The following is a 22,267-nucleotide window of genomic DNA, read 5'->3' on the forward strand; positions in this document are numbered from 1 at the left end:
GGGTCGGGGCCGGGCAGGCAAAGCGGGAAACCGATACATCATGCCGACGTTTGTCGTAGAGGCGCGGAGCCATTAGAGTAGGCATACCGTCAATGCGGAGCACAGTCATGGAATTGGTGTATGCACCCGGCTTTACCGTACCTCCCCACCGGGAAGGGCATCGCTACCTGACCCTGTGTGATGACAAGGTTGTCGTGCGTGAGGACGATCCCTGGGCCATCTGGTATCCCCGACCATTGGCAGAGCCGGACCGGGCATTCTGGGCAGGTACGCTGCCCATGGGGGAGCTGGTGGTTCATCTTGTGGCGCATCCCCCTGCCGGCACCCATCTCATTCCCGGACGTGAAATTCTGATGACAGCACCCACTGCGGCGCAGGCCCCCTTGTCTGCGGCGCTGGGCCTGGCCAACTGGTTCCGCAATGAACGGTTCTGCAGTCGCTGCAGTGCGCCGCTGACGGATTCCCTGAAGGACCGGGCACTGTTTTGCACAGGATGCGACTACCGGGCCTACCCCCGCGTATCCCCCTGCGTCATTGCACTGGTGCATCGTGGTGACGAAGTATTGCTGGGTCGCTCCCGTCGCCACAAGCGCCCCATGTACAGTCTTCTGGCTGGATTTGTCGAAAGCGGCGAGTCACTGGAGTCGGCCGTGGCAAGGGAAGTCTCCGAGGAGTCGGGCGTGCAGGTGGGCAAAGTGTGTTATCGCGGCAGTCAGCCCTGGCCGTTTCCCCACCAGCTCATGGCAGGTTTCTGGGCGGAGTGGGAGGCCGGTGAACTGAAGATGGATGAGGAGGAACTGGTGGATCTGCGCTGGTTTTCCGTTCACGAATTGCCGATAATTCCACCGCCTGCCACCATTGCCTGGCAGCTCATCCATGATTACTGCAAGACACGTGGAGTTCAGATCGCGTGACCGGAACCCGACCGCCTCATGTTGCCGTGCTTGACAGTGGTGCAGGCGGATTGACCATTGTCCGCAGTATTCGCCAGCGTTTGCCTGATGTGATGCTGACTTATGTGGCCGATGCCGCAGGGTGCCCATATGGAGAGCGGGACGCGGACGACGTGATTCGTCGGGTATCGCGGCTGGCCCGGTTGGTGGACCGTGCCCGACAGCCCGATATCCTGGTGATCGCCTGCAATACGGCCAGCACTGTGGTGCTTCCCCTGTTGCGTGCGCGCCTGAAAATCCCCGTGGTGGGCGTCGTGCCGGCCATCAAGACGGCTGCCCGGCTGACGCGCAATCAGTGCATCGGATTGCTCGCGACACCTGCGACCATTGCGCGGCCGTATGTGGATGCACTGCATCAGGAATTCGCGCCGGATTGCCGGCTTGTCCGTGTCGGCTCAAGCGAGCTGGTGGGCATGGCCGAACGCTGGCTCTGGCAGCGTGAATGTCCGGCGACGGACAGGCTGGAGCGTATCCTTGCGCTCTTTGTCGAATCCGGAGTGGACACCGTGGTGTTGGGTTGCACCCACTTCCCTCTGCTGGCCCCGGTCATCGGTGCGGTGCTGGGGGAATCGGTGACACTGGTGGACTCCGGAGACGCGGTGGCCCGCCGTGTGGAAAGCCTGCTGGGGCACATACGCCGTGCCGATTCGCAGGCACCGCATCAATCCGAAGCCTGGGTCACCCAGAGTCAACCCCTGCCGGTCAGCGAGGCACTGTGTCTCGGTTTTGCCCGTGAAGGCTTTCCCGTGACCCGCAGCCTTCTTTTTGGTCCTCAAACGGAAACGACCCGCAATGCGAGCCGTTTTCTGCCTCAGGCCTGACAGGATCTCAGATCAGACGGGTCAGCTTGAACATGGCCAGAAACTCCACCAGAGGCACGGCCTTGCGGTGTGCACAGTAGGTGGGCTGCAGCTCACCCCGGAAGCGGGTCTTGGTAAAGGCCAGTCCCTTGAAATTATAGAGGAAATTGCACTTTTCGTAGATCAGTCGCTCGGTACGCTTGAGCAGCGGTGCCTCGAAGGGCTCGTCATCCGTGATGAAATGGAGCGGGATCAGACCCAGGTCCAGATAGGGCACACCCTCCGCCTTGAAGACTTCCATGGCATGCAGCATGAGCGTATAGAACAGGCCTTGCTTGAAGCTGGCGCAGGCACGTGAAATGTTGGGCACATAGCTGATGATCTCGTTCTTGTAATAGATCGGATCAAAGTAGATGAAGCCCACGGCCTTGCCGTTTTCATAGGCGTAAAAGTGACGTTCGTTTTCCCGGTAGTCCATTTCCATGGGCCGGATCAGAAAGCGGATTTCATTGCTCTTGCACTTGCGCGTGCGGATCCACGCCTGTGAAATTTCCCGGGTGTGATCGTCGCTGAAACGCTCCTTGATCACGATGCCCCGCTTTTCGGCCTGATTGAGCGCGGTACGCAGAACCTGCTTTTTCTTGCCTTTCAGTGACCAGGTCCGCAGGTCAATTCGCGATTCGGAGCCGAACTGAGTCCCGTAGAAACCGAATTCGCGGTGCAGAATTTCGACAACCGGCCGCGAGACCTGAATGAAGTTGGCGTTCGGGTGGGCCTGAACGAACGCTTTCAGGAGGGTTTCAAAATGCTCGGGCGCACAGACCGGGTCAGACAGGACAAAGGTCTTGCCCCAGTGCTTCATGTAGGCGATGTAACCCACACCCTCCAGGTCGAAATAACGCATGTCCGGCTGCAGGGTGGAGAAGGCCTGGGAATGAACGCCCCATTCCTTGAGGTAACGCACGCGCTCCGAAAAATCGAACTGACCGGGGCGTACGTCTCGTATCGCGTCAAGTACCAGTGTCTGCTGAGTCATGATGAACCCTCACACGTTCCGCTTTGTTATTGTTGTGCTGTCCGGCTGAATGACTACTTCCTGGGTTTCTCGCCCAGAATGGACCAGTAGCAATTGATGCCCAGCAGGCTGAAGCGCTTCTTGTCGCGAATGGTCAGCCCCAGATTCTTCATGTGTTCCGGATAGTTGTAGATCTGGTGGAAGGCATTGTTGGCAAACAGCCAGAAAATGCCGACCGCCACATACCAGTAGGCCTTCTTGAAGGCGCGGGCCAGAATGTTGCCGCTCGGCAGCTCGAAGTCACCCACCACAATTTTGGCGCCCGGCTTGCCGAGGCGGATCAGGTGTTCGAGAACCTTCTGCATGTTGTCTTCATCAAACACGTTGAGGAAGAAGTTGGCCACGACCATGTCGTACTGTTCGAATTCCTCAACCTTCAGGATATCGCTGTGCACCTTGCGGATGGAGGCCTTGTTGCCCTTCTTGTCCAGGCCTTCCTGGAACTTGCGCAGCATGGTTTCGGAAAGATCCACCACGGTCACGTCCGCGCCCAGCTCGGCGGCATGCAGTGCATCCTTGCCGTGACCGACGCCGGCAAAGAGAATCTTGTCGCCCGGCTTGATGTTTTCGGGCGTGAGCATGGCGATCTTGCACTCATGGATGGACTTGCCGGCATAGATGGCGCTGAGAAAATCATAGGCCGGCCCGATGATTCTGTACTTGTCCTTGATCTCGACTGCTTCACTGGTCATGGTGTGTGCCTTTATTGTTATCCGTCAGAATGTGATGGCTTGATTCCAAGCATGGCCCTGATGGTATAGGTCGGGGATGATGAAAACTGTGCGCCACCTAACAAAAAAACCTTGCATAAGTTAACGAAAACACACAAAAAACCGGAAATTTGCAAAACCGAAATGCAGATCGTCAGACAATCTGCAAGCCGATTGAGAGCCCTGTCACAAGGGGCGTGCGAGATGTCCGGGGCTGACCCGGGCTGGCGTCTCCCCATTTTTTCAGAAGGCGCCATTCAACCTTTTGACTTTAAAGGGAAAAACGTGATGTGGTAACGGAATCGGGGTTTCCCTCCAGGTACAATGTGATTGCCTATAAGTCACTGAACCCAAAGGAAAACCCCGATGCCTTACCATGCCACAGATCGGACAAAATGGAAAGCCCGCCTCTGCAGCCTGATTGACCAGGCACCTGAACAGATCACACGGCCTGTGAGAAAACTCATGGCAGAGGTCACTTTCGGCATCCTCACTTCCGGTTCCCTCACGCAGGCAGAGATTGCCCGCACACTCAATGAGCCATGCAGACTGCACCATACCCAGAAGCGCATCTCCCGCATGCTGGCCGGACACAGTGAAGTGGCCTGGGCCGCAGAGCAGGTGCAGCTTGCGCACGTCAGCCGGCACGTCACGCAGGACATGATCCTGGCCATTGATCCGGGCGATCTGAACCGTGACGGCGCACCGAAAAGTGAATGGCGGGGCCGCGTCAGGGACGGCGATACCGGAGAAATTGTCGGCGGATATCCGCTGATGACCGTGGTGGCACGGGATGTCCGGCGCGGGAAGACGCTGCCGTTGCTGACCCGCCTGAATACCCCGCGGCGCACGGCATTCAGAAGCGAGAACCATGACATTCTCTCGGTGATGGATGAAGTGAGCCGGCATATCCGGAAGGATCTGCTCTGGGTGATAGACCGGGGAGGCGACCGGGGCATCCTGTGGGATGCCTGGATCCGGTGTGAGCGACAGGTGCTGGTCAGAGCGGCCAATCAGCGCTACTGGTGCTGGCGGGACCGTCATAAAACAGCGCAGCAGATTGCCCGTGAACTGCCGCTGAAGCACCAAGGGCAGCTCAGACGGGGAGGCCCCCGCGTCAGGTTCGGTATCACCCGGGTGATGCTGCGAGAGCATCCGGACAGCCCCTTGTGGATGATTGTCGTCCGCCATGACCGGCCGGAACCTCTGGTGCTGGTTACCACGCGTCCGGTGCGCGGAAGGCGACAGGGAGAACGCATGATCCATGCCTACATGGACCGCTGGGCCTGCGAGGAAGGCTACCGCTTTACCAAGCAGGGCTTTGCGCTGGAGTCTGTGCCGGCACGGCGCTTCACCACACTTCAGAATCTGGTTGCGCTGGCGAGTCTGGCCTGGGGACTGCTTGCCGTCTGGCAGGACCGGGATAGCTGTCTGATCAGAAGTTCACGCCGTCAAAAGCCAGACAAGGCGCTTAAGTTCCCGTTCTACAGCCTGCTCAAGGGATGGCAGAACCTGTTCAGAGGTGCACGGGTGCTGTTCTGGCCACTTTGGCGCAAACGAAAACCACGAAGTCTGATTGATGACTTGTTTGCCCGAAATGGTTCTCTCGCCACGGGGCCGGGGTAAAAAATGGGGAGACGCCAGTGACCCGGGGGGTTGCGCGCAGACCGGGAAAGCGTAGACTGGAAGTATCTCACACGCAGGGAAGGAATCGGACATGCCCGGACAACCTGAAGTCATTGCATTGACCTCCGGCGGGGACCGGCTGGTGGCACACTGGTATGTGCCCGACGGTGATACCCCGGCGACAGGCTGGCCGGCGGTACTGGTTGTCCATGGGGCCATCGATTACAAGGAACATTTCGCGGATCTGGCCCACGCCCTGACCCGGCAAGGGCTGGCCGTGCTGGTGCCGGACATGCGCGGTCACGGGGAAAGTGGCGGGCGGCGCTATCATGTCCGGATCCGGGAGTGGGTCGAAGATGTGGCGGCGGCGCTGGACTGGCTGTCGGCCCGGCCTGACATCAATGCCGACCGGATCGGCGCCTTCGGCTTTTCCTCGGGCGGCACGGCCGTGCTGGAAGCGGCCGCCGCCGGACTGCCACTGCGGACGCTGGTGACCCTGGATGCCACCGTGCGCAGCGTACTGAACTGGCTGGAAACGCCGGCGTTTGCAATCGGAGCCTGGTTTGGTCGCCTCAAGGAGCGCCTGACGGGGAAGCCCTTCCATGTCTCGCTGGAATGGGCGCTGGAATCGGTGCCGGCTGCCGTGGACGAACAGGTGCGCCGCCAGATTGCCGATGATCCCTATGTACGCGCCGGCTACCGGCGGTTTCCCGTCCCCGGTGCGCTCGAAGCGCTGAAGGTGGATACGCTCAGGCGCGTTCACCTTGTGCGCTGCCCCGTCCTGATTCTCCATGGTGAACAGGATCAGGTGGACCCTCCCGCCAGCGCCAGGGCACTGCATGATGCCCTGACCTGCGAACGCGAGCTGGTGCTTATCCCCGGCAGCGGGCACGTCGGACATCTGGATCAGGCCCGTGACCAGATCCGGCAGCTGACCTGCCAGTGGTTCCGGAATCGTTTGTCGGACAATCAGGTACCGGTTGCCAATCAGGTATGAAAGCGGATGTGGCTCAGGTCACGCCGGCGCGGATTGGCCGGCATGGCGGACTGAAGACTGTGCGCTGTGTCACGCCGCTGACCGTAACGGAATGTAACCATCCCGAAACCATCGCCGCATAGCATCTTGACAAGACCAACAATAAATCATGGAGACACTTGTGGACACGTCATCCAGCACTGTGATTCCCGCCCTCACCGGCAAACGCATCCTGCTCACCGGCACCACGGGCTTTGTGGGCAAGGCGGTACTCGAGAAACTGTTGCGCGCCATCCCCGATGTGGGCCGCATCGTCCTGCTGGTTCGCGGCAACCGGAAATACCCGGATGCCCGCGAGCGGTTTGTCAATGAAATTGCCTCGTCATCCATTTTCGACACGCTCCGGGAGCAGCTCGGAGACGGGTTTGATGCCTTCCTGGCAGACAAGGTGGAAGTGGTGGCAGGTGAGCTGACCGCGCCTGCCCTGGGGCTGGACGCCGTCGCATTCGACCGGTTGGGTCAGTCGCTGGACGTGATCATCAACTGTGCTGCCAGCGTCAACTTCAGGGAGGAACTGGATCAGGCCCTGGCAATCAATACCCTGTGCCTCAGATCGCTGCTGGACCTGGCCGAGCGGGGAACCCGAACCGCTTTTGTTCAGATTTCCACCTGTTACGTGCACGGCTATCATCAGGGCCGGATCGAGGAGGTCAATCATCCTCCGGCGAAGGGGGGCATCCCGTTGCATGCGGACGGCTATTATGATGTCGAGCCGGTGATCGAACAATTTCAGGCCGATATCGGCAAGGTGCTGGCACGGCATCCGGGTGACGAAGCCCGCTCACGGGCGCTGATTGACCTGGGGATCCGCCACGCCCATCGGTATGGCTGGAACGATACCTATACCCTGACCAAATGGATGGGCGAACAGTTGCTGTTCAAGTACCGCCAGGGCAAGTCCCTGACGATTGTACGGCCGGCCATCGTGGAGAGCACCTGGCAGGAACCCGTGCCAGGCTGGGTGGAAGGGGTGAAAGTGGCGGATGCCGTCATTCTGGCCTATGCCCGCGAGAAGGTTTTCCTGTTCCCGGGGCGACGCAGGGGTGTCATCGACGTCATTCCCGTGGATCTGGTGGCCAACAGCATTGTGCTCGCGGCTGCAGAAACCCAGGTGGAACACTCCACGGAACATCGCATTTATCAGTGCTGTTCCGGCGATACCAATCCCATCACGCTGGGAGAGTTCATCGACCATCTTCAGGAAGAGGCCGAGGCGCACTACGACAAGTATGACAAACTGTTCTATCGCAGGCCCCGGCAGAAATTCCACACCATACCCCGATGGCTGTTCAGTCTGCTCATGCGCAGTGGTTATGCCCTCATGAAAGGCGCCTCGGTGGTCAAGGAGAAACTGGGCGGAGAAGTCAACTCCCGGGCCATGGACGTAATCCGGACCACGCTCCATCTGGCACTGGTCTTTGCCTTCTATACGGTTCCCCGGTATCGCTTCAGCAACCTGAAGCTCCGGGATCTGTCAGCACGCATGGGGGAGACGGATACCCGGCTGTTTCCGGTGGATGCGGCTGTCTTCGACTGGTGGACCTATCTGCGCGACATTCACATGGCCGGCCTCAACCGCTACGCCCTCAAACCGAGGAAGGCGGCCAAGCCTTCCCCAAAGGCGCGCAGGAAGGCGGAAAGGAAGGCCGCGCGCAAACGGGAACATGAAGTCGTGTGACGTTCCGGATTGTCGACAAAACGACAAAGGTCTAATACAAAAAAGGGGATAAACGGGAGTATAAGGGTCTTGTAATCTGCTTTGTGTCTACAAAAACAAGAAGCAATGAGGAGTGCAAGACCATGTCCGCGACCGTTTACCCCGTGCCTGAATCCTTCCGCAATCATGCCCGCATGAATGCGGAAGGCTATGAAGCTGCCTGGCGTCAGTCCGTTGAAGATCCTGATGGATTCTGGGGCGAGCAGGCGGCACGTCTGGATTGGTTCAAACCCTTTACCCGCGTCAAGCACACCACCTTCGAAGGGGAAGTGTCCATCCGGTGGTTTGAAGATGGTGAGCTGAACGTGGCCTGGAACTGCCTGGATCGCCACCTGGAAAGCCGTGGAGATCAGGATGCCATCATCTGGGTGGGTGACGAGCCGGGCGAAGAGCGCCGTTACACCTACCGCCAGTTGCATGAGCAGGTCTGTCGACTGGCCAACGGACTGGCGTCTCTCGGGGTCCGGAAGGGGGACGTGGTCACGCTCTATATGCCCATGATTCCCGAAACCGCCATCGCCATGCTGGCCTGTGCGCGCATTGGCGCCGTCCACTCGGTCGTGTTTGCCGGCTTTTCTCCCGAGGCGCTGGCCAGCCGCATTGACAACGGCCGTTCACGAGTGGTCATTACCGCAGACGAGGGGCGCCGGGGCGGACGACGGGTGCCGCTGAAGAAGAATGTGGACGAGGCGATCGCACACCTGCGGGTGGCTGAGGTCGACAAGGTGCTGGTCGTGCGTCATACCGGCGCGGACTGCCCGGTGACCGGGCGAGACGTGGACTGGCAGACCCTGCTGGACAGTCAGCCGGCAGCGCACCAGGCCCCGGCGCTGAATGCGGAAGATCCGCTCTTTATCCTGTACACATCCGGCTCGACCGGCGCGCCCAAAGGGGTGGTGCATACGCAGGCCGGTTATCTGCTCTATACCTCACTGAGTCATGAACTGGTCTTTGATTACCGGGACGGGGACATTTACTGGTGTACCGCAGACTTTGGCTGGATCACGGGGCACAGCTACGTGCTCTATGGCCCGCTGGCCAACGGCGCGACCACGCTGGTGTATGAAGGTCTGCCCAATTACCCGGATTTCAGCCGCTGGTGGCAGATCGTCGAGCAGTACGGGGTCAATCAGATCTACACTGCACCCACAGCCATCCGTTCCCTGATGGCAGCCGGGGACGAACATGTCCGAAAACATGACCGCAGCAGCCTCAGAATTCTGGCAACGGCAGGTGAGCCCATCAACCCTGAAGCCTGGGAGTGGTTCTACCGGGTTGTCGGAGAGTCCCGCTGCCCCATCATGGACACCTGGTGGCAGACGGAGACGGGCGGCATGATGATCACGCCATTGCCCGGTGCCACAGATCTCAAGCCGGGATCGGCAACGCGTCCCTTTTTCGGAGTCCGGCCGGCCCTGGTGGACAGTCAGGGGCAGCTCATCGAGGGGCCGGGCGAGGGTGCGCTGGTCATCCTCGACAGCTGGCCTGCTCAGGCCCGCACGGTTTACGGTGATCATGAGCGTTTCAGACAGACCTATTTTTCCACCTTTCCGGGCAAATATTTCACGGGGGATGGTGCAAGACGGGACGAGGACGGATACTATTGGATTACCGGCCGGGTGGACGACGTGATCAACGTGTCGGGCCACCGGATGGGGACTGCCGAGGTGGAAAGCGCGCTGGTGGCTCATCCCAAAGTGGCCGAGGCGGCGGTGGTGGGGTATCCGCACGCCATCAAGGGGCAGGGCATTTATGTCTATGTCACCCTCAATCTGGGTGAAGTGCCCACCGATGAACTGAAAGAAGAACTCCGGCAATGGGTTCGGCGTGAGATCGGGCCGGTGGCCACTCCGGATATCATCCAGTGGGCACCGGGACTACCGAAAACCCGCTCGGGCAAGATCATGCGGCGTATTCTCAGAAAAATCGCAGCCGATGATCTTGAGACACTCGGAGATGTCTCGACACTGGCTGATCCGTCCGTTGTGGACGAACTGATCACCAACCGGGCCAATCTCGCCTGAGCAAGCGCCATGCTGACACTGTCGAGCCTGCGGCCGGAGCACAGGGGGTTTATGTCCATGACGCAGCATATCATCATTGCTGACGATCATCCTTTGTTCCGTGCCGCGCTCAGACAGGCGGTGTCACAGGCTGTGCCTCAGGCACAGGTTACCGAGGTGGACAGCATCGCCACGCTGCAGTCTGCCGTTGAGCAGCATCCCGATGCAGACCTGGTGCTGCTGGATCTCAACATGCCGGGGGCACATGGCTTTTCCGGGCTGGTCTTTCTCCGGGGCCAGTACCCGGGACTGCCGGTGGTGATTGTCTCCGGCAGCGAGGAGTTGCCGGTGGTGCGCAAGGCCATTGACTACGGGGCTTCCGGCTTCATTCCGAAATCCGCTCCGCTGGAGCAGATTTCCGAAGCCATTCAGGCGGTGCTGGAAGGTGAAGTCTGGCTGGCACCCGGTGTGGAGGAGCGTATCGCCGGACTGCAGGGGGAGGAGTCCGAATTCTCGCGCCGGTTGGCGACGCTGACACCACAGCAGTTCAGAGTGCTCGGCATGCTGACGGAGGGCATGCTGAACAAGCAGATCGCCTATGAACTGGACGTGTCCGAGGCCACGGTCAAGGCTCACATCACGGCACTGTTCCGCAAGCTGGGTGTGCGTAACCGGACGCAGGCGGTGATCGCAGTTCAGCAGATGGAAGTGGATCAGCAGAAAGATCCGCTGGCGTAACGGCCTGGTGAAGGGAGTGCTGGTTTAACGCTTCGGATTGGTAATAACATGGTGATTGAGTGGCAAAAGGGTGTTCGCCATGAAAAACAAAGGCATGGAATAGACCGAATGGCAGATTGAGTGACCCTTGTGTGTTCCGTATAGTGCGCCCCGGCTTATCCAGGACGCACAACACACAAGGAGACGTTGTAATGAAAAAAGCCATCGCCCTTTCCGCCCTGATCGCAACCGGTGCACTGACAGGTTGCAGCTCCCTGAACGTCAGCAGCAACTCCCTGCCCATTCAGGGTGCGGTGTCCACTGACGTGAAGGCTGACATTGAAGTTGGCCAGAAGATCAGTGGCACAGCCAAGGCAACCAAGATCTTCCTCTTCACCCTGATGGATGACAAGGAATTCGCTGATGGCGTGAGCTACGGCGGCGCTTCTGCCTCGTCTTTTAGTCTGGGTGGTCTGGGCCCGGTTGAGGCCGTCAAGTCTGCAGCAGCCTACAATGCCATCCAGGCATCCGGCGCAGACGTGATTGTTGCACCGCGCTACACCATCAAGAAGGAAGACTTCGGCGTGTACGGCACCATCGAAGTCACGGTTGAAGGCTACAAAGGCACAATCAAGAGCGTCAAGTAACTCTGTTGCCTTGCGCGAAAGATCGGAAAACCCGGGCATGTCCCGGGTTTTCTGCATCTGGTTTCAGGCCGGATCACCGTTTCGGGTTGCTTTGCGACGCTGGGTCAGCAGCCGGTTGAGCATGGCGCGCAGGGGGGCCGGCTTGACCGGTTTGTGCAGGATGGGATAGCCGCGGCGTGCCGCTTCTTCGCGCACTTCGTCCGTGTTGAGGGCGGTGACGAGCAGTCCGGGGATCTCCTCGCCCCAGAGAACCCGGAGTTCATCCATGGTATCAAGCCCGTCTTCACCGTCGTCCAGCTGATAATCCACGATCATCAGGTCGGGCGGGCTGTCCTTGTACTGGCGCAGCACATCTTCAATGCCTGTCGCTTTCAGCACCTCGCAGCCCCATCCCCCCAGCACGGCAGCCATACCCTCAAGGATGTGGGGCTCATTGTCGATACAGAGTACGCAGATCCCCTCCAGAGAGCGTCTGGGGGAACGGGACACCATGGGAGACGCCTGTTCGGTGCGGGTCAGGGTATCCGGCTGTGCGACAGGTACCGTCACCGAGAACATGGATCCCTTGCCGAGGACCGAGCATACCTGCACGGGTGTCCCCAGCAACTTGCTGACGCGATCGACAATGGCCAGACCGAGGCCGAGGCCGGTTTTTTCCTTGCCCGTATTGAGGCGCCTGAATTCCTCGAAGATGCTGTGCAACTGATCTTCGGGAATGCCGGGGCCGGTATCCCAGACCTGAATTTCCACCTGCTGACCGCGGCGCCGGCAGCCGATCAGGATCCGACCCTTTTCCGTATAGCGCACGGCATTGGAGAGCAGATTCTGGATGAGGCGACGCAGCAGCTTGCTGTCGGAATGGACCCAGACTCCGGATGGTACGGTGTGCAGTGTCAACCCCTTGTCTGCCGCAATCACCTGAAACTCTGCCGCCAGGTTGGTCAGCAGATCCCTGAGGCAGAAGGTACTGAAATGAGGTTCGAGTGCCCCCGCATCCAGCTTTGAAATGTCCAGCAGCGTCGAGAGGATTTCCTCGGCCGATTGCAGTGAATGATCAATATGATCCACCAGCGCCTTGAGCTGGGGTTGTGCCGGTTGAATCTGCTGCTGGAGTGCGGAAGTGAACAAACGTGCGGCATTCAGGGGTTGCAGAAGGTCATGGCTGGCGGCCGCCAGAAAGCGTGTCTTGCCCTGGTTGGCCTGTTCGGCGGCGGATTTGGCGCGCACGAGCTGCGCGTTCAGCGCCGAGAGCTCCTCCGTCCGCTCACGGACACGCTGCTCCAGATACAGATTGGTTTCGCGCAGGGCTTCCTCGGCCTTGCGCATGGCAGTAATGTCCGAAAAGGTGGTGACAAACCCGCCACCCGGCATGGGGCTGCCCTGGATGTGAATGACGGTACCATCCGGGCGCGTGCGCTCGTACTCGACGGGTTGGCCGTCACGCATGTGACGAAGCTGATTGTCGACGATCTTCTGGGCCTTGCGTGCGGGGACATGGGCCATGAGCAGGTTGTAGCGGATCAGCTCCTCAACCGGCCGGCCGACACGGACAAAGCCCTTGGGATACCTGAACATTTCCACATAACGGCTGTTCCAGGCCACCAGTCTGAGATCCTTGTCCACCACACTGACACCCTGTGTCATGTTCTCGATGGCGGCCTGGAGCAGCTCCCGGTTGAACTGGATGACCTGGGACGCTTCATCCACGATGCTGACCAGCTCTTCCAGTCCCATGCCCTGGTTGCGGATGGCGGAGTTCAGGACAGCCCGTGCCGTGGAAGAACCGATGACGCTGGCCAGCTGGCGCTCGATGTACTTGACGAGCTCTGCGCTGGCCGCCTTGCCGGGCGCAAGCCGGACGCGGTGACGGCGCTCGAACGTTTCCAGTGCCTTGTGTGTGCGTTCCGGGCCGATGAAGCGCTCGGCCAGCGCGGTGAGATCTTCCACCGTGGCGGTGCTGAGCCAGTCAAGATTGTTGCTGCCGGGAGCCCCCGCCACATCAAGGAAGGAGGCAACCTGAATCCGTTCGCTGACCCGCTGGGTGGTCATCAGGGAGACGAGGACGTAGGCGAGGGTGTTCAATCCCAGGCTCCACAAGGCGCCGTGTGTCAGCGGGTCGGGCAGGGCGATGTTGAAGAGGGCTTCCGGGCGCAGCCAGTCCTGTCCGAGCGGTCCGTAGGTGAGCAGGTAGTCGGGCAGGGTGCCCGCCTTGACCAGTGTGGGGACCACCAGGGTATAGATCCACAGGACAAACCCCAGAATGATGCCTGCCAGCGCCCCCTGCCGGTTTCCCCGTCGCCACAACAGGCCGCCGACCAGGGCCGGGGCGAACTGGGCGGCTGCCACAAAGCTCATGAGGCCGATGGAGGAAAGAGAGAAGAGCTCGCCGATGATGCGGTGATAGCCGTAGGCGGCCACGAGCAGGGCGATGATGGTTGTGCGCCGGATGCCCAGCAGCCAGGCTTCGAAGTTGCGTTGCCCGGTGAGGTTGAGCGGGCGGACACGAAACAGCAGCGGCACAATGATCTCGTTGCTGACCATGGTGCTGAGGGTCACCGTGGACACGATCACCATGCCCGTGGCGGCACTGGCCCCTCCGATGAACGCCAGCATGCCGAGCCAGCTCTGGCCGCTGGCCAGGGGAATGCCTAGCACGAACGTATCGCCATCCAGGGTGCCGCTTGAATACATCAGCAGTCCCGCGGCCGCGATGGGAATGACGAAAAACGTCAGCACGACGAGATAGAGCGGCAGGGCCCAGCGCGCGGTGCGCATGTCATTGGGCTGATAGTTTTCCACCACCATGGTGTGAAACTGCCGGGGCAGGCAGAAAATGGCCAGGGCCGCCAGCAGTGTATGGGTAAAGAAACTCCAGGGTTCGACGGCGCTGAATGAAAAGGTGGTCTGCAGATTGGCCTCGTGCAGGCGGGTCACCACATCGCCCACGCCGTCAAACAGCCACCAGGTCACATAGCTGCCCACCGCGACGAAGGCCACCAGTTTGACCACGGATTCGAAGGCAATGGCCTGCATCATGCCCTGATGATGCTCGGTGGCATCAATGTCCCGGGTACCGAACAGGATGGTAAAGGCGGCCATGGAAAGGGCCACGTAAAGGGCCGTGTCCTGGTGAATGGGAATGTTGCTGAAGTCTCCGGGGGGTGAGCCCTCCGTCAGCACGGCGTAGCCCATGGATACGGCTTTCAGCTGCAATGCGATGTACGGCAGGATGCCGACAATGGCCAGCAGGGAAATCACCACGGCCAGGGTGGTTGACTTGCCGTAACGGGTGGCGATGAAATCCGCGATGGATGTGGAGTTGTTGCGCTTGGCAATCAGGATCATGCGATGCAGGAAGGGGCTGAAAAAGACCATCACCAGCACCGGCCCCAGGTAAATGGGCAGGAACTGCATGCCTGACCGGGCGGCTGTACCCACTGCGCCGTAGAATGTCCACGACGTGCAGTAAACGGCGAGCGAGAGGGCATACACCAGTGTGCGCGTGGCATCGCGACGATACAGATTGGAGCGCTTGTCCCCCATGTAGGCAATGGTGAACAACAGCCCGATATAGAATGCGGAAATGGTAAGGATGAGCCAGCCGCTGATCATGGTCTCTGCATGGTTTTCGTGTCTCCGGAAAGAAGGAGTGTGGCCCGGGCAGGCCCGGAAGGCAAGAACTGACGTCCTGTCTGCCCGGCAATACAGTCATACCTTGGTCTGATTGACTCTGCTCCTGTCGCGCGAAAAGTTAATGCGCTTTTGTAATGCATTGAATATAAAGGATAAAACAGTTTCTACCAAAGTCTTAGTTTCGCCGCTGACTTCCTCTGTTAAGGTGAAAGCATCCGGTCATCCCGATCCGGTGTCCCATAAACCGTTATAAGAATAACAACGGAGGAGTTGGTATGAGTGATCATAATGGGTCACGGGCGGCCTACTGGCAGGCCAACCTGAGACTTTTGACCACCTTGCTTGTCATCTGGTTTGCCGTGTCCTACGGGGCAGGCATTCTCTTCGTCGATGTGCTCGACACCATTCACATCGGAGGCTTCCCTCTCGGCTTCTGGTTCGCCCAACAAGGTTCCATCTATACGTTTGTCGTTCTCATATTTGTCTATGTGTGGAAGATGAACCGGCTGGATCGCGAGTTTGACGTACACGAAGACTGACGGAGGCTTAGATGGAAACCCAAACCCTGATCTACCTGGTGGTCGGTGCCACCTTTGCACTCTACATTGGTATTGCGATCTGGTCGCGCGCCGGATCCACCAGTGAGTACTACGTGGCCAGCAAGGGGGTTCACCCCGTGGCCAACGGTATGGCTACTGCTGCAGACTGGATGTCTGCCGCCTCCTTCATCTCCATGGCCGGTATCATTTCCTTCATCGGCCGCGACGGTGCGGTGTACCTGATGGGCTGGACAGGCGGTTACGTGCTGCTGGCCATGTGTCTGGCACCCTACCTCCGCAAGTTCGGCAAGTTCACCGTGCCCGAGTTCGTGGGGGAGCGCTACTACTCCCAGACGGCCCGGATGGTGGCTGTCATCTGCGTCATCTTCATCTCGTTCACCTATGTGGCGGGACAGATGCGTGGTGTGGGCATTGTCTTCTCCCGTTATCTGGAAGTGGACATCAACGCCGGCGTGCTGATTGGTATGGCCATCGTGTTTGTCTATGCGGTACTGGGTGGCATGAAGGGCATTACCTACACCCAGGTGGCACAGTACTGTGTCATGATCCTGGCCTACATGATCCCGGCCATCTTCATCTCCATGATGATCACGGGCAACCCGATTCCGCAACTGGGCTTCGGCAGCACGATTGAAGGCACGGACACCTACCTGCTGGACAAGCTCAACCAGCTGCATACGGATCTGGGATTCAATGCCTATACCTCGGGTACCAAATCCACCATCGACACCTTTGCCATTACGGTTGCGCTCATGGTGGGTACTGCGGGTCTGCCTCATGTGATCGTGCGGTTCTTCACCGTCCCCAAGGTCAGTGATGCGCGCCTGTCTGCTGGCTGGGCACTGCTGTTCATTGCCATTCTTTACACCACCGCACCGGCTGTGGCGTCCTTCGCCCGTGTCAACCTGATTCAGACCGTTTCCAATGCTGAGTATCAGCAATTGCCCGAATGGTTCCAGAAGTGGGAGACAGCCGGTCTGCTGGCCTGGAAAGACAAGAATGGCGACGGCAAGATTCAGTATGTGGCCGGTGCGCCGTTCAAGGGCAAGCCCAAGTTTGCGGATCAGACCGGCCCGAACGGCGAGCGTGTCGTGGCCAATGAGCCGACGAGCAATGCCAACGAGCTCTACGTGGACCGTGACATCATGGTGTTGGCCAACCCGGAAATTGCACAGCTGCCCGGTTGGGTAGTGGCGCTGATTGCCGCAGGTGGTCTGGCCGCTGCACTGTCCACCGCTGCAGGATTGCTGCTGGTCATCTCAACCTCCATCTCCCATGACCTGCTGAAGAGCAATCTGATGCCCAACATCAGTGAAAAGCAGGAGCTGCTGGCTGCACGTCTGGCGGCTGCGGCAGCCATTGCGGTGGCGGGCTACTTCGGTATCAACCCGCCCGGATTCGTGGCTCAGGTGGTGGCCTTTGCTTTCGGTCTTGCGGCAGCGTCCTTCTTCCCGGCCATCATCATGGGCATTTTCAGCAAGCGCATGAACAAGGAAGGGGCCATTGCAGGCATGCTCACCGGCCTGATCTTCACCTTCGGGTACATCGTGTACTTCAAATTCGTCAACCCGGGGGCGAACAACGCAGAGCACTGGCTGTTCGCCATCTCTCCGGAAGGTATCGGAACCATCGGCATGGTGCTCAACTTCATCGTATCCAGCGTGGTTTCCCGCCTGACGGCAGAGCCTCCGGAGCACATCCAGCATCTGGTGGAAGAGATCCGCGTTCCCCGTGGGGCGGTGGCTCCGGTAGCCGGACACTGAACCAGACCGCCGGGGCGTGCCCCGGCACCCAGATGAAGAAGCCCCGGCTCAGTCCGGGGCTTCTTCATTTCAGGGAATGGAGACTTTCGTTCGGTTGTGCGATTACGGGATCTGAATTTTGCCGCTGCCCGGCATGCCGCCGAGACCACCGGCACCTCCCAGTCCGCCGGCACCACCGAGCCCGCCTTCCTGACCGGGCACCACGATGGATGAGGCTGCCTGACGACGCAGTTCCTTGAGCTCTTCCAGCGTGCGTTCCATGGCTTCTTTTGCTGCCGCACCAAACTGCTCGGCCGCTTCCTTCAGCGAGCTGGCCTTGAGCTCGAAGGTCAGGGGCAGGGCACCGGCAGGCGTCAGCATTTGTGCCTGACCAATGTAGACCACCTCACGGGAAGGATCGCGCTGCCCTTCTCCGTCCACCGGCGTCATGCGGCGAATGGTGCCGACCTTGTTGTCCGTGAAGACTTCCTCCAGGTAGAGGTCGTCCACATTCATCTTGATTTCGGGCATTGAATTTGTCATGGCATTTCCGTTGGGTTTCGTCTTGAAGATGAACACAGTATTCTATCGCAAATAAAGACGACAAACTGTAGCTTTTACCTGAGTCAATTTTCAGGCTACGGGTATACCGTACAATGCGGTCACATTGACATAAAAACAAGGAGACAGCTCATGCATGGGGGTGACAAGGTTGCTGAGGTGCTGGTCAGGCAGGGTGTGACGGCACTCTTCACGCTATGCGGAGGGCATATTTCGCCCATACTCTCGGGTGCCAGGTCCCGGGGCATTGAAGTGGTGGACACCCGCCATGAAGCCAATGCGGTCTTTGCAGCCGACGCCTGGGCCCGCCTCAGTGGCCGGCCCGGAGTCGCGGCCGTTACCGCGGGGCCGGGCGTCACCAACGCCGTCACGGCTCTGAAGAATGCGCAACTGGCGCAAAGTCCGCTGGTTCTGCTCGGGGGTGCCAGTGCCACCGTTCTGCGTGGACGGGGATCCCTGCAGGATATTGATCAGCTCAGCCTGATGCGCCCCACCACCAAGTGGGCCGTTTCCGTTGAGCGGGTTGCGGATATCGTCCCTGTACTGAACGAGGCCTTTGCCGTGGCGCAGGAGGGCGTACCCGGCCCGGTTTTCGTCGAGTTGCCCATTGATATCCTGTACCCGGAAAGAATCGTTCGCGAATGGTATGGTGCAAAGGGCGGCGAGCAGGCCCAGGGCGTCATGGGGCGCGCCGTGCAGTGGTATCTCGATCACCATACCCGCCAACTGTTTGAGGCGGAGAATGGGACGACGACCAGGGCGCGTGCCCGGCAGGCCGTTCGGCAGGTTCGCGGTGCACTGGAAACTGGCCTGGACCAGTTCCAGCTGGAAACGCTCGGTCGTCTGGTTGCGGGCGCCCTGCGCAAGGCACGCAGACCGGTCATGGTTCTTGGCAGTCAGGTCGCGCTCAGTCCGGGTCGGATTCCCGCCCTGGTGGGTGCGCTGGAAACGCTGGGGGTACCGGTTTACCTCTCCGGCATGGCGCGAGGCTTGCTCGGTGCCCATCATGCCCTTCAGTATCGTCACCAGCGCCGTCAGGCCCTGCGTGAGGCTGACTTGGTGCTGCTTGCGGGGGTACCGTGTGATTTCCGGCTCGATTACGGCGCACATATCCGGCGCAGTGCCACCCTGGTTTCCGTCAACCGAAGTCTGCATGACCTGAAGCTCAACCGGATTCCGGACATCCCCGTCTGGGCAGATCCGGCAGGCTTTCTGGTACAGCTTGCCGGACTGACCGGACCGCTGGAAACGGACCGGGCATGGCGGGCCACGCTGGATGAGCGGGAACTGGCCCGGGAGCGGTGGATAGACGACAAGGCGGCGGCTCCGGGGGAGCAGGTCAATCCCGTACGCCTGTTCCGTGAGCTGGACAAGCTCCTGGATGACCGGGCGGTACTGGTGGCCGACGGTGGTGACTTCGTGGCCACAGCGGCCTATACCCTGCGCCCTCGCTCGCCTCTGTCCTGGCTGGATCCGGGGGTCTTTGGCACGCTGGGCGTAGGCGGCGGCTTTGCGCTGGGCGCGCGCGCCGTGCGGCCCGACAGCGAGATCTGGATCATCTATGGGGATGGCTCCAGTGCCTACAGTCTCGCGGAAATGGATACCTTCCGGCGCAAGGGCTGGCCCGTGATTGCACTGATTGGTAATGATGCCTGCTGGAACCAGATCTACCGTGATCAGGTCGTGGTGCTTGAGGACGACGTGGCCGTCACGCTGCGGCAAAGTGACTATCACAAGGTCGGGGAAGGCTATGGTGCCAGGGGGCTCGTGATCCGCAATAACGATGAGATTGTTTCGAAGCTCGGGCGGGCACGTACGCTGGCCCGTCAGGGACATCCGGTGGTGGTGAACGTCCTGCTTGAACGCTCGGACTTCCGGGAGGGCTCCATTTCAGTGTGAATCCGGATTCATTTGTATCACTCTGTAAAATGGTGACCGGGTTGTCATTTAAACTGGCGACCCGGCGCAGCAACCCGCTTCAAATCGCGTTATGATGTGCCTGAACATAGGAGGTGAAGCATGTCGGAATGTGTTCCTGCCAGACTGGTCAAAGGGGTGAAGCTGGCAGATGTGCCGGTCAGAGAGTATGCGGAACTGCCCCCCCGCAGGAGCGCAAGCGCAGTGCCGGACTGCTGGCGGCCCTGCTCAGGCGCGGGAAGAGTCCGGAGCCGGAGATGCCGCCCCAGCCGAAGCGCCTGAGCAAGACCCAGATCACCTTCAACAGTGCCGCCTGGCTCAAGTTTCTGCGGCGTCCGGATCAGCCCGTGTCGCTTTATCTGGTTTTCAGGGACGACAGCGGTGAATACGGTGTGCTGGTGGATGAAACCCGCGTTTCCGAGACTTTCAACGCCATGCTCTCAGGTACGGTGACCTTTACGGTGCGGGGCCATCTGCACTACGTGAGCGCGGTTGCCGCCGGCGTCCGGGATGCCTCCGAATTCCACGCCGAAGAAGTGTACGTGCAGCGCAAGCGCAAGGTCATTCAGCACATCACGGCACAATCAGCCTGATTGCCTCGCCCTGAAGGCCACCACCTCCACGGCACTCCCCTTTGCGCCCGGCGTGAAGGGGAGTGTCCCGTTTCGGGTCGCTGTATGCTGATCCGCAGCGTTTTTGTTGACCAGCGATTCCGGCAGACTGTCCCACTCCAGCCCCGTCAGCCGCATGAGGGCTTCCAGTGCCCGTTCAGGATCCACATCCCGAAGGTAGATGACATTCTGCCTGGTGTTCATTGTCTTGGCTCCTACCGCTGCCAGATGGGTTGCTGATCTATAAGCGATAGCCATGCCAGATTGAAAAAATTCAATCAATACAATGCGATAACTTTTTCTGAAGCCTTGGGCAAGGTGACGGAGGTGACGAAATCTGTCACTTTTTGTCACGTTTGTGAGGCTGGACGTAGCGGCGGTGTGGAACAGGCATCACGATGCACGGAAGCCGGAGTCAGCTCAGTGCAGCCTCAACCCAATCCAGCCGGTCCTGACCAAAGAACATCTCGTTCCCTACAAAAAAAGTGGGCGCACCAAAGACACCCCGGGAGATGGCTTCTTCGGTGATTTGCCGGAGCGTGTCCTTGACCTCGGGCTGATTGCTCCGCTGGAGGACTTCGGCCGGGTTGAATCCCGCATCAGTCAGTACCTGTGACACCACGTCGGGGTCATTGAGGTTTTTCCGGTCTGCCCAGAGCGCGTTGAAGATTGCAGTGAGGTAGTCAAGGAACCGGGGCGTGCCCAGATGAGCCGTGGCGCCTCGCATCAGGTGCAGGGTATTGATGGGGAAGTGGGGGTTGAGCTCAAAGGGAACGCCATATTTTCGGGCAAAACGGGAGAGATCCAGGAAAGTGTAACGCCCCTTGGCAGGTATGGTGACAGGCGAATGGTTGCCCGTGGCCTTGAACACGCCTCCGAGCAACATGGGCTTCCAGTGGATTTCGGCGTTGTGGCATTCCGCCAGAGCAGGCAGCTGTGTCCAGGCCAGATAGCTGGCAGGGCTGCCCACGTCAAAGTAAAACTCGATTTTCTTGTTCATGCTTTTTCCTTGTGTGAATCAGGTCATTGCTGCCGGGGCAGTTCATCCGGTAGTCTGGCTGCCGTTGTGGCCGTCAGCGCCACCCCCGGTATCAATGCACATCATCTTATCATGGCCGAAGACTGGACTGGTGACATCGTTTTTTCGGACAGCGTGGCCATCTACCGCGGCCAGGTGGGGGACAACCGGCCGCACGCGCATTGGGCCGTCCAGGTCACCATTGCGCTGGAAGGCGAGCTGGAGTTTGAAACCGAAGCGGGGATATTCCGGTCTGCCGCCGTGTGTTTCGCATCCCGGACCCTTCACCGGCTGGCCCCGGCGCGGGTGTGTTCCGTTTATTTTGATCCGTTGAACCGCACCATCCGCCAAATCCTGCCGGCCGATATGCGCAACGGTTGGCTCGGGCTGGCGTCCGACGAGCTTCCTGCCGAACTGGCGTCAATCAATGAAAAAACCGATCTGAGGGCCTTGCTGAATTCCCCTCTGATCAGCCCCGCTGTCATGGCGTGTGAACAGGATGAACGGTTTGAGGCGGTGATCCGCGAAATCCGGGCCAGACTGGCGCAGGGCGAGGATGTGGATCGCAAGGCGCTGGCGGCCATGGCCCACCTGTCCCCCACGCGCTTCTCGCACTGGTTTGTCGAGCGCGCGGGGATCCCTGTCCGCAGTTACAAAAAATGGCTCAAGCTGAGGATGGCCATGGATGCCCTGCTGGCCGGTGCGCCACCGGACGAGGCGGCCATGAATGCCGGATTCAGTGATCTGGCGCACCTGTGCCGGGCATTCTCGGAATCCTTTGGGCTGACATATCTTGATGCACGTCGCATTCTGGCCAGGTCCAATCTGCTGTAGCTCTTTCGTTCAATACGCGCCGGTGCGCGCGTGCTAGCCTGTAGATCACCTGAGTAGGGCCCCTCCGGACGCCGGGCGGGGGTGATTGCAGTATATGTTGCATGAGG

19 protein-coding genes are annotated in these 22,267 nt (G+C 59.7%); 13 read left to right on the forward strand and 6 right to left on the reverse strand.

The window, feature by feature from the left end; translation table 11 throughout:
* The first annotated feature begins 107 nt into the window (after positions 1 to 107).
* Both nudC and murI read left to right on the forward strand, forming a co-directional pair.
* Positions 108 to 914, forward strand: a complete 807-nt coding sequence (gene nudC / locus AAIA72_RS00525; protein ID WP_369601510.1) for an NAD(+) diphosphatase — start codon at positions 108 to 110, stop codon at positions 912 to 914.
* Positions 911 to 1,774: a glutamate racemase gene (murI, locus tag AAIA72_RS00530; RefSeq protein ID WP_369601511.1), complete on the forward strand. Its 864-nt coding sequence runs from the start codon at positions 911 to 913 to the stop codon at positions 1,772 to 1,774. Before nudC ends, murI begins: the two co-directional genes overlap by 4 nt.
* A gap of 7 nt (positions 1,775 to 1,781) precedes the next feature.
* Here murI and AAIA72_RS00535 read toward each other — a convergent pair whose 3' ends face one another.
* On the reverse strand, positions 1,782 to 2,789 hold the full coding sequence (locus tag AAIA72_RS00535; protein ID WP_369601512.1) for a DUF2156 domain-containing protein: 1,008 nt from the start codon (positions 2,787 to 2,789) through the stop codon (positions 1,782 to 1,784).
* A gap of 53 nt (positions 2,790 to 2,842) precedes the next feature.
* Positions 2,843 to 3,520 carry a class I SAM-dependent methyltransferase gene (locus AAIA72_RS00540; protein ID WP_369601513.1) on the reverse strand — a complete coding sequence of 226 codons (678 nt, stop codon included), beginning with the start codon at positions 3,518 to 3,520 and terminating at the stop codon, positions 2,843 to 2,845.
* 483 nt (positions 3,521 to 4,003) lie between these two features.
* Between AAIA72_RS00540 and AAIA72_RS00545 the strand changes: the two genes are divergently transcribed.
* The 6 genes from AAIA72_RS00545 to AAIA72_RS00570 all read left to right on the forward strand — a co-directional run bounded on the left by AAIA72_RS00545 (position 4,004) and on the right by AAIA72_RS00570 (position 11,284).
* Positions 4,004 to 5,164, forward strand: a complete 1,161-nt coding sequence (locus AAIA72_RS00545; RefSeq protein WP_369601514.1) for a hypothetical protein — start codon at positions 4,004 to 4,006, stop codon at positions 5,162 to 5,164.
* A gap of 91 nt (positions 5,165 to 5,255) precedes the next feature.
* Positions 5,256 to 6,161 carry an alpha/beta hydrolase gene (locus AAIA72_RS00550; protein ID WP_369601515.1) on the forward strand — a complete coding sequence of 302 codons (906 nt, stop codon included), beginning with the start codon at positions 5,256 to 5,258 and terminating at the stop codon, positions 6,159 to 6,161.
* Between the two features lie 148 nt (positions 6,162 to 6,309).
* Positions 6,310 to 7,878 carry a fatty acyl-CoA reductase gene (locus AAIA72_RS00555; RefSeq protein WP_369601516.1) on the forward strand — a complete coding sequence of 523 codons (1,569 nt, stop codon included), beginning with the start codon at positions 6,310 to 6,312 and terminating at the stop codon, positions 7,876 to 7,878.
* Positions 7,879 to 8,000: 122 nt separating this feature from the next.
* Positions 8,001 to 9,941 (forward strand): acetate--CoA ligase, encoded by a 1,941-nt coding sequence (acs, locus tag AAIA72_RS00560; protein WP_369601517.1) that lies wholly within the window; start codon positions 8,001 to 8,003, stop codon positions 9,939 to 9,941.
* A 51-nt stretch (positions 9,942 to 9,992) separates the two neighbouring features.
* Positions 9,993 to 10,658: a response regulator gene (locus AAIA72_RS00565; RefSeq protein ID WP_369602953.1), complete on the forward strand. Its 666-nt coding sequence runs from the start codon at positions 9,993 to 9,995 to the stop codon at positions 10,656 to 10,658.
* A gap of 191 nt (positions 10,659 to 10,849) precedes the next feature.
* Complete coding sequence (locus tag AAIA72_RS00570) at positions 10,850 to 11,284, forward strand: hypothetical protein (protein ID WP_369601518.1); 435 nt, start codon at positions 10,850 to 10,852, stop codon at positions 11,282 to 11,284.
* Between the two features lie 63 nt (positions 11,285 to 11,347).
* On the opposite strand, the gene AAIA72_RS00575 is transcribed toward AAIA72_RS00570, so the two are convergent.
* The gene (locus AAIA72_RS00575) at positions 11,348 to 14,896 is read right to left on the reverse strand and encodes a NahK/ErcS family hybrid sensor histidine kinase/response regulator (protein ID WP_369601519.1); all 3,549 of its coding nucleotides are present in this window, start codon (positions 14,894 to 14,896) and stop codon (positions 11,348 to 11,350) included.
* Positions 14,897 to 15,192: 296 nt separating this feature from the next.
* Between AAIA72_RS00575 and AAIA72_RS00580 the strand changes: the two genes are divergently transcribed.
* Positions 15,193 to 15,456: a DUF4212 domain-containing protein gene (locus tag AAIA72_RS00580; protein WP_369601520.1), complete on the forward strand. Its 264-nt coding sequence runs from the start codon at positions 15,193 to 15,195 to the stop codon at positions 15,454 to 15,456.
* A gap of 11 nt (positions 15,457 to 15,467) precedes the next feature.
* Entirely contained in the window at positions 15,468 to 17,240 is a 1,773-nt protein-coding gene (locus tag AAIA72_RS00585) for a sodium:solute symporter family protein (RefSeq protein ID WP_369601521.1), read from the forward strand.
* 102 nt (positions 17,241 to 17,342) lie between these two features.
* Here the strand turns inward: AAIA72_RS00585 and AAIA72_RS00590 are convergent, their stop codons facing one another.
* Positions 17,343 to 17,762, reverse strand: coding sequence for a hypothetical protein (locus AAIA72_RS00590; protein WP_369601522.1), 420 nt, complete (start codon positions 17,760 to 17,762; stop codon positions 17,343 to 17,345).
* Positions 17,763 to 17,912: 150 nt separating this feature from the next.
* Here AAIA72_RS00590 and AAIA72_RS00595 point away from each other — a divergent pair, with 150 nt between their 5' ends.
* Positions 17,913 to 19,679: a thiamine pyrophosphate-binding protein gene (locus AAIA72_RS00595; RefSeq protein WP_369601523.1), complete on the forward strand. Its 1,767-nt coding sequence runs from the start codon at positions 17,913 to 17,915 to the stop codon at positions 19,677 to 19,679.
* 275 nt (positions 19,680 to 19,954) lie between these two features.
* Positions 19,955 to 20,290, forward strand: a complete 336-nt coding sequence (locus AAIA72_RS00600) for a hypothetical protein (protein ID WP_369601524.1) — start codon at positions 19,955 to 19,957, stop codon at positions 20,288 to 20,290.
* On the opposite strand, the gene AAIA72_RS00605 is transcribed toward AAIA72_RS00600, so the two are convergent.
* The gene (locus AAIA72_RS00605; RefSeq protein ID WP_369601525.1) at positions 20,282 to 20,512 is read right to left on the reverse strand and encodes a hypothetical protein; all 231 of its coding nucleotides are present in this window, start codon (positions 20,510 to 20,512) and stop codon (positions 20,282 to 20,284) included. The genes AAIA72_RS00600 and AAIA72_RS00605 overlap by 9 nt on opposite strands.
* 211 nt (positions 20,513 to 20,723) lie before the next feature.
* The gene (locus AAIA72_RS00610) at positions 20,724 to 21,308 is read right to left on the reverse strand and encodes a 2-hydroxychromene-2-carboxylate isomerase (protein WP_369601526.1); all 585 of its coding nucleotides are present in this window, start codon (positions 21,306 to 21,308) and stop codon (positions 20,724 to 20,726) included.
* Between the two features lie 111 nt (positions 21,309 to 21,419).
* Between AAIA72_RS00610 and AAIA72_RS00615 the strand changes: the two genes are divergently transcribed.
* Positions 21,420 to 22,160: a helix-turn-helix domain-containing protein gene (locus AAIA72_RS00615; RefSeq protein ID WP_369601527.1), complete on the forward strand. Its 741-nt coding sequence runs from the start codon at positions 21,420 to 21,422 to the stop codon at positions 22,158 to 22,160.
* Positions 22,161 to 22,267 lie beyond the last annotated feature (107 nt).

Source organism: Thermohahella caldifontis, from assembly GCF_041153465.1.
GTDB classification, from domain to species: Bacteria; Pseudomonadota; Gammaproteobacteria; order Pseudomonadales; family Oleiphilaceae; genus Thermohahella; species Thermohahella caldifontis.

What these genes read in the sequence shown, in the direction of transcription:
- nudC (WP_369601510.1), top strand. Translation starts at nt 108, where the DNA reads ATGGAATTGGTGTATGCACCCGGCTTTACCGTACCTCCCCACCGGGAA.
- AAIA72_RS00535 (WP_369601512.1), bottom strand. Translation starts at nt 2,789, where the DNA reads ATGACTCAGCAGACACTGGTACTTGACGCGATACGAGACGTACGCCCC.
- AAIA72_RS00540 (WP_369601513.1), bottom strand. Translation starts at nt 3,520, where the DNA reads ATGACCAGTGAAGCAGTCGAGATCAAGGACAAGTACAGAATCATCGGG.
- AAIA72_RS00545 (WP_369601514.1), top strand. Translation starts at nt 4,004, where the DNA reads ATGGCAGAGGTCACTTTCGGCATCCTCACTTCCGGTTCCCTCACGCAG.
- AAIA72_RS00550 (WP_369601515.1), top strand. Translation starts at nt 5,256, where the DNA reads ATGCCCGGACAACCTGAAGTCATTGCATTGACCTCCGGCGGGGACCGG.
- AAIA72_RS00555 (WP_369601516.1), top strand. Translation starts at nt 6,310, where the DNA reads ATGGAGACACTTGTGGACACGTCATCCAGCACTGTGATTCCCGCCCTC.
- acs (WP_369601517.1), top strand. Translation starts at nt 8,001, where the DNA reads ATGTCCGCGACCGTTTACCCCGTGCCTGAATCCTTCCGCAATCATGCC.
- AAIA72_RS00565 (WP_369602953.1), top strand. Translation starts at nt 9,993, where the DNA reads ATGTCCATGACGCAGCATATCATCATTGCTGACGATCATCCTTTGTTC.
- AAIA72_RS00570 (WP_369601518.1), top strand. Translation starts at nt 10,850, where the DNA reads ATGAAAAAAGCCATCGCCCTTTCCGCCCTGATCGCAACCGGTGCACTG.
- AAIA72_RS00575 (WP_369601519.1), bottom strand. Translation starts at nt 14,896, where the DNA reads ATGATCAGCGGCTGGCTCATCCTTACCATTTCCGCATTCTATATCGGG.
- AAIA72_RS00580 (WP_369601520.1), top strand. Translation starts at nt 15,193, where the DNA reads ATGAGTGATCATAATGGGTCACGGGCGGCCTACTGGCAGGCCAACCTG.
- AAIA72_RS00585 (WP_369601521.1), top strand. Translation starts at nt 15,468, where the DNA reads ATGGAAACCCAAACCCTGATCTACCTGGTGGTCGGTGCCACCTTTGCA.
- AAIA72_RS00590 (WP_369601522.1), bottom strand. Translation starts at nt 17,762, where the DNA reads ATGACAAATTCAATGCCCGAAATCAAGATGAATGTGGACGACCTCTAC.
- AAIA72_RS00595 (WP_369601523.1), top strand. Translation starts at nt 17,913, where the DNA reads ATGCATGGGGGTGACAAGGTTGCTGAGGTGCTGGTCAGGCAGGGTGTG.
- AAIA72_RS00600 (WP_369601524.1), top strand. Translation starts at nt 19,955, where the DNA reads ATGCCGCCCCAGCCGAAGCGCCTGAGCAAGACCCAGATCACCTTCAAC.
- AAIA72_RS00605 (WP_369601525.1), bottom strand. Translation starts at nt 20,512, where the DNA reads ATGAACACCAGGCAGAATGTCATCTACCTTCGGGATGTGGATCCTGAA.
- AAIA72_RS00610 (WP_369601526.1), bottom strand. Translation starts at nt 21,308, where the DNA reads ATGAACAAGAAAATCGAGTTTTACTTTGACGTGGGCAGCCCTGCCAGC.
- AAIA72_RS00615 (WP_369601527.1), top strand. Translation starts at nt 21,420, where the DNA reads ATGGCCGAAGACTGGACTGGTGACATCGTTTTTTCGGACAGCGTGGCC.